The sequence below is a fragment of the Streptococcus sp. SR4 genome (assembly GCF_000517725.1).
Taxonomy (GTDB): domain Bacteria; phylum Bacillota; class Bacilli; order Lactobacillales; family Streptococcaceae; genus Streptococcus; species Streptococcus salivarius_F.
On the sequence record NZ_AZYW01000051.1, the window covers coordinates 1 to 826 of the forward strand.

1 protein-coding gene is annotated in these 826 nt (G+C 43.2%); it reads left to right on the plus strand.

Annotation, left to right across the window (positions count from 1 at the left end; translation table 11 throughout):
- Positions 1-88: 88 nt before the first annotated feature.
- Positions 89-826 (plus strand): hypothetical protein (locus HMPREF1519_RS06870; RefSeq protein ID WP_037611652.1); only part of this gene is annotated, 738 nt, incomplete at its 3' end.

The window sequence follows — 826 nt, forward strand, 5'->3', positions numbered from 1 at the left end:
GCTCATTCCGTCGTCTTAGATGCCAAATGGCGCTTTGGGACTGTTCTATTTACAGCTTATATCAGACATTAAGTAGAAAGGAGAGCCAATGAAAAAACTAAAATGGTACCTATTATCTAGTCTTATTCCTCTCTTCTTTCCTGTTTTTATCATTATCATCATTATGGGAGCCGTCGGAGGAGGTAGCACTGGTGGCTCTTCTCAATCACCAAATGGTGCAACCTACACGGACCACTGGTCAAATGGAGATCCCTATACCCATAACTTACTCGTCCATCGCTACGGTATTAAGGCAGAGCAATTGGACGGCTTTTTAGATACTTTAGGAATATCCTACGACAAGAAGCGCATCAATGGGAAAAAACTCCTAGACTGGGAGGCTAAGTCTAATCTAGATGTTCGTGCCATTGTTGCGATTGCCTTAAATGAAAGCTCACTTGGAACAGCTGGAGTCGCTACAAATCCAGGCTCTAACATGTTTGGTTTTGGAGCATTTAACTCTAATCCAGAAAATGCCAATAATTTTAACGATGAAGTGGCAGTTGTGGAACTCACCAAACAGACCATCATTGGCAATAAAAATGAAACCTTCAAAGTTCAAGATGACAAAGCTCAAAAATTTGCGACTGGTTCCCTCAATACGTCAACAGACGGTGGTGTCTACTTCACCGATACTTCTGGCTCAGGAAAAAGACGAGCTGAAACTATGCAAAAACTCGATACTTATATCGATGAGCATGGAGGCACACCAAAGGCCCCTGAACAAACGACAGGAAAAACCAGAGACGGAGGTGGTGTCACAACAGGGGACGTACCACAAGGCTAC